The following is an 8692-nucleotide window of genomic DNA, read 5'->3' on the forward strand; positions in this document are numbered from 1 at the left end:
GTTCCGACGGCGGGACCGAAAGTGGTTTGAAGGGAGCCGGGTTACGCAGGAGTGCACGCAGGGATAGCCAAGTCAGGCCAACGGCGCAGCGTTCAGGGCGCTGTCCTGTAGAGGTCCGCAGGTTCAAATCCTGCTCCCTGCACTCCGTTTTCACTAACTCTCCACTTCAGGAGGGACAGCTATGAGTAGCAAGACGAATCCGAAACTACAGAACCTCATCGCCGATCTGAAGTCGGTCTCGCGCGACTCCGGTGCCAACGTGTGGCAGGACGTCGCCGACCGACTGGAGAAGCCACGGCGCACGCACGCTGAGGTCAACCTGGGCCGCATCGAACGGTACGCTCAGGAAGACGAGACGGTCGTCGTCCCCGGCAAGGTGCTGGGCAGCGGTGTGCTCGAAAAGAACGTCACCGTCGCCGCCGTCGACTTCTCGGGCACCGCCCGCACGAAGATCGATCAGGCCGGCGAAGCGGTGTCGCTAGAACAGTTCGTACAACAGAACCCCGAAGGGAGCGACGTCCGGGTGATCCGATGAGTCTCGCGAAGATAGACGCGGACGTCGTCGTCGACGCCCGCGACTGCATCCTCGGCCGCGTCTCGTCGAAGGTCGCCCAGCGCGTCCTCGACGGCGAGACGGTCGCCGTCGTCAACGCCGAACACGCGGTCATCACCGGCAACGAAGAGGCGACGATGGAGACGTACCACACCCGCGCGGAGCTCGGCTCCGACAGCGGGCCGTACTACCCCAAGCGCCCCGACCGGATCTTCAAGCGCGCCATCCGCGGCATGCTGCCGTACAAGACGGAGGACGGCCGCGAGGCGTTCTCGAACGTCCGCGTCTACGTGGGCAACCCCTACGAGCGCGACGAGGACGCCGAGACCGTCGTCCTCGACGGCACCTCGCTCGACCGCCTCTCGAACATCAAGTTCACGACGCTCGGGGAGATCTCCGAGTCTCTGGGAGCCAACGTCACATGGTAACTAACACCTCAGGCAAGAAGAAGACGGCCGTCGCCCGCGCCACCGTGCGCGACGGCGAGGGTCGCGTTCGTATCAACTCCCAGCCAGTCGAGCTGGTGGAACCGGAACAGGCGCGGCTCAAGATGCTGGAGCCGTTCCGCATCGCGGGCGAGGAGCTCCGCGACGGCGTCGACATCGACATCAACGTCGAGGGCGGCGGCTTCAGCGGCCAGGCCGACGCGACGCGGACCGCCATCGCGCGCGGTCTCGTCCAGCACCTCGGCGACGCCGAGCTGCGCGACGCGTACATGAGCTTCGACCGCACGCTGCTGGTCAACGACGTGCGCCAGTCCGAACCCAAGAAGTGGGGCGGACCCGGCGCGCGTGCCCGCTACCAGAAGTCCTACCGCTGAGGTGATCCAGTCATGATGATTCCCGTCCGGTGTTTCACGTGCGGCAACGTCATCGGTGAACACTGGGAGGAGTTCAAGGAGCGCGCCCGCGAGGGCGAAGAGGACCCGGGCGACGTGCTCGACGAGCTCGGGGTCGACCGGCACTGCTGCCGCCGGATGATGGTCAGCCATCGCGACCTCGTCGACGTCGTCTCCCCGTACCAGTAACAATGTCAACACAGCGATACAATCGATACGAGAAGGCACGCATCCTCGGCGCGCGAGCGCTGCAGGTGTCGTACGGGGCGCCCGTGCTGATCGACACGGACCAGACGGAGCCCATCCTCGTCGCCGCGGAGGAGTACGACGCGGGCGTGCTCCCGTTCACGGTCCGGAGGGAGTCCAACTGATGACCCGCATCACCAGCGTCTCGCTGCGTCGCGTGCTCGACTCCCGCGGGAACGCCACGGTCGAGGCCGACGTGCTCACCGAGTCCGGCGGCTTCGGCCGCGGCGCGGCGCCCAGCGGGGCGTCCACCGGCGAGTACGAGGCGATCGAGCTCCCCGCGAGCGAGTCGATCGCGAAGGCCCGCGAACACGCTGTCCCCCGTCTCGAGGGGCTGTACGCGGGCGACCAGCGCGCCGTCGACGCCGCGCTCCGCGCGGCCGACGGCACGGACGACTTCTCCGCGATCGGCGCCAACAGCGCCGTCGCGATCTCGATGGCGACCGCGAAGGCCGCCGCCGACGTGCTCGGTGCGCCGCTGTACCAGCACCTCGGGGGCGCGTTCCGCGGCGGCAACTTCCCGGTCCCGCTCGGCAACGTCGTCGGCGGCGGGGAGCACGCCAAGGAGGCGACCCACATCCAGGAGTTCCTCGCGGCCCCCGTCGGCGCGCCGAGCGTCTCGGAGGCCGTCTTCGCGAACGCCGCGGTCCACGCGGCGGTCGCGGACGTGCTCGACGAGCGCGGCGTGCCCGCGGCGAAGGGCGACGAGGGCGCGTGGGCGCCCCCGATCTCGGACGCGGAGGCGTTCGAGGTCGTCGAAGAGGCGGTCGAACTGGTCGAGGACGAGGTGGGCTTCGAGATCCGCTTCGGCCTCGACATGGCCGCCGCCGAGCTGTACGACGACGACTCCGAGGCGTACGTGTACGGCGACGAGACCAAGTCGACCGACGAGCAGGTCGAGTACGTCGCCGGCCTCGTCGACGAGTACGACCTCGCGTACGTCGAGGACCCCCTCGACGAGAACGACTACGAGGCGTTCGCGGAGCTGACCGACCGGGTCGGCGACCGGACGCTGATCTGCGGCGACGACCTGTTCGTCACCAACGTCGAGCGCCTCCAGGAGGGGATCGACGCGGGCGCGGCCAACAGCATCCTGATCAAGCCGAACCAGATCGGGACGCTGTCGGACGCGTTCGACGCGGTCGAGCTCGCCGCCCGCAACGGGTACGAGACCGTCATCTCCCACCGCTCGGGCGAGACGGAAGACACGACCATCGCACACCTCGCCGTGGCGACCGACGCCGGGTTCATCAAGACCGGCACGGTCGGCGGCGAGCGAACCGCCAAGCTGAACGAACTGGTCCGCATCGCGGACGACGCGGTATGACGGGCCCACACCACGCATGAGCGAAGACAACGACGCGGTCGAACTCGACGACGACGCGGAGACCGAGGCGGTCGACGCGGCGGTCGAGGAGGAGGCCGACACGACCGAGGAACCGACCGCCGACGCGGCTGCCGACGGGGCACCCGCCGACGCCGAGACCGACGAGGGCGACGAGGCGGACGAGGAGGAGGCCTCCCCGTTCGACGACGACGTCATGCCCGACGACGACGTCGACCTGCTGATCCCCGTCGAGGACTACCTCTCCGCCGGTGTCCACATCGGGACCCAGCAGAAGACGAAGGACATGGAGCGGTTCATCCACCGCGTCCGCGACGACGGGTTGTACGTGCTCGACGTGAGCACGACGGACCAACGGATCCGCACCGCGGCGGACTTCCTCTCCAACTACGACCCGGAGCAGATCCTCGTCACGTCCTCGCGGCAGTACGGCCGGTTCCCGGCCGAGAAGTTCGCGGACGCCATCGGCGCCCGCGCCCGCACGGGACGCTTCATCCCCGGCACGCTGACGAACCCCGACTACGCCGGCTACATCGAACCGGACGTCGTCGTGGTGACCGACCCGATCGGCGACGCGCAGGCCGTCAAGGAGGCCATCACCGTCGGCATCCCGGTCATCGCGATGTGCGACTCCAACAACCAGCTGTCGAACGTCGACCTCGTCATCCCGACGAACAACAAGGGTCGACGCGCGCTGTCGGTCGTCTATTGGCTGCTCGCCAACGAGACGCTCGACCGCCGCGGCGCCGACACCGTCTTCGCCCTCGACGACTTCGAGGACGAGCTGTAACCGGTCTTCGACGTCGAGTTCGACTTTTAAGACGTTTCGAAAGCGCAGAGCCGTCGCTTTCTCCGTTGCTATCGCGGTAAAAGAGGGGTTTCGCGGTCCTCAGACGATGTTCGGCGTGTACGGGTACGAGTACACCTGCCCTTCGTTGGCCTTCAGCGTGGCCATAATGACCAACACGAGGTCGAGCAGTCCGATCAACGGGAGGAGCAGGAAGCCGACGAGCACGACCGTCAACAGCCCCGAGACGATCATCGCGATGAAGACGACGATCTGGAAGTTAAGCGAGTTCTTCGCGTTCTGCTTGACGAGTTCGTCGTCGTCGTCCGCGAGCACTAAGAACAGCAGCGGCCCCAAGAACGAGGCGACCAGCGCCGACGCGTGCGAAAGCGCGGCGAGTGTCGTGTCTCCGTCGACCGTTTCCTCGGCGCTCGCATCTACTTGGGATGACATACCGCAGATATCTCAGACAGAATTGATAAGTATTGGGTGAATATCCTTCGCCCGGACCGCGAAACTACTGCTCCCCGTCGGGCACGTCGTGGGTCCAGCGCGGCTCTACCTCCCGGTTGGCCATCACGATCCGGTCACCGTCGTCCGTGTCGATCCGGGTCTTCCGGAGCTCGATGGCCGCGACCGTTCCGGTCACGCCCTTCGCTTCGACGCGGTATCCCACGTTGAAGTCGGGGTCGCGGAGGAGATAGACGCCGGCGACGGTGTCCTCGATCATCTCGGAGAGCGCGTAGGAGACGCCGAGCGCGATGAAGCCGACGGCGGTGCCGAGGCTCGCCGCGATATCCCCCATGCCGACGACCTTCAGGAACGTCAGCGCGACGCCGAACCACAGGAAGACCGCCACGAGCGTGGTGATGAGGTCGCCGACGAGCTCGCGGTCACCGACGTAGATCCGATCGATCGAGGTCCGGACGAGCGAGAGGACGACCCGCACCGTCGCGTACGCCAGCGCGAGGAAGATCAGTCCCGACAGCAGCCGCGGAATCGCGACGGCCACGCCGTCGACGAAGTTCGTGACCGACCGCGCGAGCAGCGACGGTATCTGCGCCATGACGAACGCGACGGGGGCCGATGCTGAAAAGCTGGCGGGAGGGGGCTCCCGCCGTCTCGCCTCCGCGGGCCCGGACGCCGACCCGACAAACGCAACGCCTGTATGCCCCCGGAGAGAGGGGATTCGTATGACCGTCTGTGAAGCGCCGGGGAAGGTGTACCTCTTCGGCGAACACGCCGTCGTCTACGGCGAGCCGGCCGTGCCGGCCGCGATCGAGCGACGCGCCGCGGTGACCGCCGAACCGCGGTCGGACGACCACGTCCGCGTCGAGGCCGAGGACCTCTCGCTAAACGGGTTCACGGTGGAGTACTCCGGCGGCACCGGCGACCACCCCGACGTCGACGTGCCGACGCCGCTGGTCGAGGCCGCGATGGGGTACGTCGACGCCGCGGTGCGGCAGGCCCGGGACGCGGCCGACGCGCCGGACGCCGGCTTCGACATCACGGTCGAGAGCGACATCCCGCTCGGGGCGGGGCTCGGCTCCTCCGCGGCCGTCGTCGTCGCCGGCATCGACGCCGCGACGCGGGCGCTCGGGGAGCCGATCGACCGCCGCGAGCTGGCCGACCGCGCGTACCGCGCCGAGCACGAGGTGCAGGACGGGCAGGCCTCCCGCGCCGACACCTTCTGCTCGACGATGGGCGGCGCGGTCCGCGTCGAGGGCGACGACTGCGAGCCGATCGAGGCGCCGAACCTCCCGTTCGTCGTCGGCTTCGACGGCGGCGCCGGCGACACCGGCGAGCTCGTGGCCGGCGTCGGCGAGCTCCGCGAGGAGTACGGCTTCGCCGCCGACACCGTCGAGTCGATCGGCGACGTCGTCCGGACCGGTGAGGCGCTACTGGCAGACGCCGTCGCCGAGGGCGCGCCCGGCTCCGGCTCGGAGCCGACCGGCGACGCCGAGCCGCCGGCGGAGCTGCTCGCGGAGCTCGGCGAGCTGATGGACTTCAATCACGGCCTGCTCTCCGCGCTCGGCGTCTCGGCGCGGTCGCTCGACTCGATGGTGTGGGCCGCCCGGAACGCGGGCGCGCACGGGGCGAAGCTCACGGGCGCGGGCGGCGGCGGCTGCATCGTCGCGCTCGACGAGAGCGACGCTACCGAGACGGCGCTCTCGTTCACGCAGGGCTGCGAGGACGCGTTCCGCGCGGAGTTGGCGACCGAGGGCGTTCGTGTGGTGGAGCCGTGACCGCAGACCGCGAGGCGACCGAGGCGGACGGAAGAGACGTCGCCGCCGGCGTCTCCGACGGCGCCGCGCCTCCCGTCGTGCTCAAGCTGGGCGGGAGCCTGATCACTGAGAAGGACCGGCCCGAGACGCTCGACGACGACGCGCTCGCGGCCGCCTGCGACGCGGTCGCCGACGCCCTCGCCGACGGGGCGGTCGACCGGCTCGTCGTCGTCCACGGCGGCGGGAGCTTCGGCCACCACCGCGCCAGCGAGCACGGCGTGTCGACGAGCGAGGGGACCCGCGATCCGGCGGCGGTGGCCGAAGTCCACGGCGCGATGAAGACGCTAAACGGGGCGGTCCTCGACCGGCTCCGCGACCGCGACGTGCCCGCGGTGCCGGTCCACCCGCTGTCGCTCTCGGCCCGCCCAGAGGGGGTCGAGGGCGACCTCGACCTGCCGCTCGGCTCGACCGCGACGCTGCTCGGCGAGGGGTTCGTCCCGGTGCTTCACGGCGACGGCGTCGCGACCGCCGGTGAGGGGGTCACCGTCGTCTCCGGCGACGAGCTGGTGGTCGAGCTCGCTTCGGGGCTCGGCGCGCGACGGGTCGGCGTCTGCTCGACCGTTCCAGGCGTCCTCGACGACGACGGCGACGTGATCCCCGCGATCGACTCTTTCGAGGCGGTCGCCGACGCGCTCGGGGCGAGCGACGCGACCGACGTCTCCGGAGGTATGGCGGCGAAGGTGCGGGAGCTCTTGGCGCTCGACGCGCCGGCGTACGTGTTCGGCGCCGACGGGCTGTCGCCGTTTCTGCGCGGCGAGGACGCCGGCACGCGGGTCGACTGATCGGGTGACAGAACCCTTATTCGCCCCACCGCCCTCCCTCCGGGCATGAACGAAGCGGACGTGCGGGAGCGGCTCGCGGGCGTGGAGGACCCCGACCTCGGGGACGACATCGTCTCGCTCGGTCTCGTGAACGACGTGGCCGTCGAGACCGAGGCGGACGGGGCCGGCGGCACGGTCCACGTGTCGCTGGCGCTCGGCGCTCCCTTCTCGCCGCATGAGTCGGCGATCGCCGAGGACGTCCGGGACGCGCTCGCCGACACGGGGTTCGAGGTGGATCTCTCGGCGTCGATCCCGGACGAACTGGACGCGGACGAGCAGGTTCTTCCGGGCGTGAAGAACGTGATCGCGGTCGCCTCCGGGAAGGGCGGCGTCGGCAAGTCGACGATGGCCGTGAACGTCGCCGCGGGGCTCTCGGAGCTCGGCGCGCGCGTCGGGCTCTTCGACGCCGACGTGTACGGGCCGAACGTCCCGCGGATGGTGTCGGCCGAGGAGCGCCCGCAGACCGACGGGGAGACGATCGTTCCGCCCGAGCGCTTCGGCGTGAAGCTGATGAGCATGGACTTCCTCACCGGCGAGGACGACCCCGTCATCTGGCGCGGGCCGATGGTCCACAAGATCATCACCCAGCTCGTCGAGGACGTGGAGTGGGGCGAGCTCGACTACGTCGTGTTGGACCTGCCGCCGGGGACGGGCGACACCCAGCTCACGATCCTCCAGACGCTCCCGCTGACGGGCGCCGTGATCGTCACGACGCCGCAGGAGGTCGCGCTCGACGACGCGGTGAAAGGCCTCCGGATGTTCGGCAAACACGACACGAACGTGCTCGGAATCGCCGAGAACATGGCCGGGTTCCGCTGTCCCGACTGCGGGGGCTTCCACGAGATCTTCGGCTCCGGCGGCGGGAAGGCGCTGGCGCAGGAGCACGAGCTCCCCTTCCTAGGCGGCGTCCCGCTCGACCCCGCGGTCCGGACCGGGGGCGACGAGGGCGAGCCGGTGGTACTCGGCGAGGGCGAGACCGCCGACGCGTTCCGCGTGATCGTGGAGAACGTCGCGAACAACGCCGGCGTCGTGCGCCGACGCGGGGTGAGCGAAGGGCGATGAGCGGGGAACGGAGCGAGTCGGACGGCGACGGGGAACGGGACGCGGCGGGCGGCGACCCCGCCGACCCCCTCGACGCCGCCGGCGTCGACCCGGTCGTCCCGGACCCGGTCGCCGACGCGGCGGACGAGGCGTTCCCCGACGACGACGAGGTCCGCGCGTTCCTCCGCGAGGTCGCGGCCGACGTACGCGGCGACAGCTCAGAGAGCAAGCAGCTCTCGGCGATCCTCTACCGCGTGTCGGACCTGTACGATTCGGAAGAGCAGACCTCCCCGGAGGAGATCTACCTGAACGTCCGGCACATCATGCGGATCAAAGAGCAGGGCGGAATCGAGCGATAGGAGGCAGTTGACAGTGGAGCGGTCGACTGAGAGGTTTTAGTCGATCGTTTATAAATGGAAGCTACGGGTGCCGTGGTGAAGACCTCCGAATCATCAACCGCTCGATTATAAACGATTGACTCCGGACTGTCGCAGAAAACCTCGAAATTCTCAGCCACTCGGCGGTACACGGTTGATACTGGATCAACGGTGAACACCTCCAAAGCCTCAGCCGCGAGGACGGCGCACGCTCGTTGTCGTTCGAAAGGCGCGGAGCGCCTTTCGTGATGTCGTCAGAACGCTCTGCGTTCTGACTGCTAGCCGGAAATCTCTGATTTCCGGCGATGACGAGACGCCGGAGGCGTCTCGAACCACGCGCTTCGGTCGTTCGCTTCGCTCACTCCCTCCAGTGCTTACGTCGTCATCAGAACGCTTCGC

13 protein-coding genes and 1 tRNA gene are annotated in these 8692 nt (G+C 69.0%); 12 read left to right on the top strand and 2 right to left on the bottom strand.

What is annotated here, in order from left to right; genetic code table 11:
* Window positions 1-57 precede the first annotated feature (57 nt).
* From DJ74_RS01905 to rpsB, 8 genes are all read left to right on the top strand, one after another.
* Window positions 58-142: transfer RNA gene (locus DJ74_RS01905), tRNA-Leu, on the top strand.
* Between the two features lie 39 nt (window positions 143-181).
* Window positions 182-535 (top strand): 50S ribosomal protein L18e, encoded by a 354-nt coding sequence (locus DJ74_RS01910; RefSeq protein ID WP_094523913.1) that lies wholly within the window; start codon window positions 182-184, stop codon window positions 533-535.
* Window positions 532-981, top strand: coding sequence for a 50S ribosomal protein L13 (locus DJ74_RS01915; protein WP_094523912.1), 450 nt, complete (start codon window positions 532-534; stop codon window positions 979-981). Before DJ74_RS01910 ends, DJ74_RS01915 begins: the two co-directional genes overlap by 4 nt.
* Entirely contained in the window at window positions 975-1373 is a 399-nt protein-coding gene (locus DJ74_RS01920) for a 30S ribosomal protein S9 (RefSeq protein ID WP_094523911.1), read from the top strand. Before DJ74_RS01915 ends, DJ74_RS01920 begins: the two co-directional genes overlap by 7 nt.
* A gap of 12 nt (window positions 1374-1385) precedes the next feature.
* Window positions 1386-1580, top strand: a complete 195-nt coding sequence (locus DJ74_RS01925; RefSeq protein ID WP_094523910.1) for a DNA-directed RNA polymerase subunit N — start codon at window positions 1386-1388, stop codon at window positions 1578-1580.
* Window positions 1581-1582: 2 nt separating this feature from the next.
* Window positions 1583-1762 carry a DNA-directed RNA polymerase subunit K gene (locus tag DJ74_RS01930; protein ID WP_094523909.1) on the top strand — a complete coding sequence of 60 codons (180 nt, stop codon included), beginning with the start codon at window positions 1583-1585 and terminating at the stop codon, window positions 1760-1762.
* A complete protein-coding gene (gene eno / locus DJ74_RS01935) occupies window positions 1762-2964 on the top strand; it encodes a phosphopyruvate hydratase (RefSeq protein WP_094523908.1) in 1203 nt (400 codons plus the stop codon). The genes DJ74_RS01930 and eno overlap by 1 nt, the downstream gene beginning before the upstream one ends.
* Window positions 2965-2980: 16 nt before the next feature.
* A complete protein-coding gene (gene rpsB, locus DJ74_RS01940; protein ID WP_094523907.1) occupies window positions 2981-3772 on the top strand; it encodes a 30S ribosomal protein S2 in 792 nt (263 codons plus the stop codon).
* Between the two features lie 99 nt (window positions 3773-3871).
* Here the strand turns inward: rpsB and DJ74_RS01945 are convergent, their stop codons facing one another.
* Together DJ74_RS01945 and DJ74_RS01950 are read right to left on the bottom strand one after the other, a co-directional pair.
* On the bottom strand, window positions 3872-4222 hold the full coding sequence (locus tag DJ74_RS01945) for a DUF4870 domain-containing protein (protein ID WP_094526130.1): 351 nt from the start codon (window positions 4220-4222) through the stop codon (window positions 3872-3874).
* Window positions 4223-4286: 64 nt separating this feature from the next.
* Window positions 4287-4835: a mechanosensitive ion channel domain-containing protein gene (locus DJ74_RS01950; RefSeq protein WP_094526131.1), complete on the bottom strand. Its 549-nt coding sequence runs from the start codon at window positions 4833-4835 to the stop codon at window positions 4287-4289.
* A 127-nt stretch (window positions 4836-4962) separates the two neighbouring features.
* Between DJ74_RS01950 and mvk the strand changes: the two genes are divergently transcribed.
* The 4 genes from mvk (at window position 4963) to DJ74_RS01970 (ending at window position 8275) form a co-directional block, all read left to right on the top strand.
* Window positions 4963-6015, top strand: a complete 1053-nt coding sequence (gene mvk / locus DJ74_RS01955) for a mevalonate kinase (RefSeq protein ID WP_094523904.1) — start codon at window positions 4963-4965, stop codon at window positions 6013-6015.
* A gap of 77 nt (window positions 6016-6092) precedes the next feature.
* Window positions 6093-6836: an isopentenyl phosphate kinase gene (locus DJ74_RS01960; protein WP_254921555.1), complete on the top strand. Its 744-nt coding sequence runs from the start codon at window positions 6093-6095 to the stop codon at window positions 6834-6836.
* Window positions 6837-6881: 45 nt separating this feature from the next.
* A complete protein-coding gene (locus tag DJ74_RS01965) occupies window positions 6882-7937 on the top strand; it encodes an Mrp/NBP35 family ATP-binding protein (protein ID WP_094526132.1) in 1056 nt (351 codons plus the stop codon).
* A complete protein-coding gene (locus DJ74_RS01970) occupies window positions 7934-8275 on the top strand; it encodes a hypothetical protein (protein WP_094526133.1) in 342 nt (113 codons plus the stop codon). The genes DJ74_RS01965 and DJ74_RS01970 overlap by 4 nt, the downstream gene beginning before the upstream one ends.
* The last annotated feature ends 417 nt before the right edge of the window (window positions 8276-8692 follow it).

The organism is Halorubrum sp. Ea8 (assembly GCF_002252925.1).
GTDB lineage: Archaea > Halobacteriota > Halobacteria > Halobacteriales > Haloferacaceae > Halorubrum.

Bases quoted from the DNA above. Each gene is read 5' to 3' on its own strand.
- DJ74_RS01910 (WP_094523913.1), top strand. From the start codon at position 182: ATGAGTAGCAAGACGAATCCGAAACTACAGAACCTCATCGCCGATCTG.
- DJ74_RS01915 (WP_094523912.1), top strand. From the start codon at position 532: ATGAGTCTCGCGAAGATAGACGCGGACGTCGTCGTCGACGCCCGCGAC.
- DJ74_RS01920 (WP_094523911.1), top strand. From the start codon at position 975: ATGGTAACTAACACCTCAGGCAAGAAGAAGACGGCCGTCGCCCGCGCC.
- DJ74_RS01925 (WP_094523910.1), top strand. From the start codon at position 1,386: ATGATGATTCCCGTCCGGTGTTTCACGTGCGGCAACGTCATCGGTGAA.
- DJ74_RS01930 (WP_094523909.1), top strand. From the start codon at position 1,583: ATGTCAACACAGCGATACAATCGATACGAGAAGGCACGCATCCTCGGC.
- eno (WP_094523908.1), top strand. From the start codon at position 1,762: ATGACCCGCATCACCAGCGTCTCGCTGCGTCGCGTGCTCGACTCCCGC.
- rpsB (WP_094523907.1), top strand. From the start codon at position 2,981: ATGAGCGAAGACAACGACGCGGTCGAACTCGACGACGACGCGGAGACC.
- DJ74_RS01945 (WP_094526130.1), bottom strand. From the start codon at position 4,222: ATGTCATCCCAAGTAGATGCGAGCGCCGAGGAAACGGTCGACGGAGAC.
- DJ74_RS01950 (WP_094526131.1), bottom strand. From the start codon at position 4,835: ATGGCGCAGATACCGTCGCTGCTCGCGCGGTCGGTCACGAACTTCGTC.
- mvk (WP_094523904.1), top strand. From the start codon at position 4,963: ATGACCGTCTGTGAAGCGCCGGGGAAGGTGTACCTCTTCGGCGAACAC.
- DJ74_RS01965 (WP_094526132.1), top strand. From the start codon at position 6,882: ATGAACGAAGCGGACGTGCGGGAGCGGCTCGCGGGCGTGGAGGACCCC.
- DJ74_RS01970 (WP_094526133.1), top strand. From the start codon at position 7,934: ATGAGCGGGGAACGGAGCGAGTCGGACGGCGACGGGGAACGGGACGCG.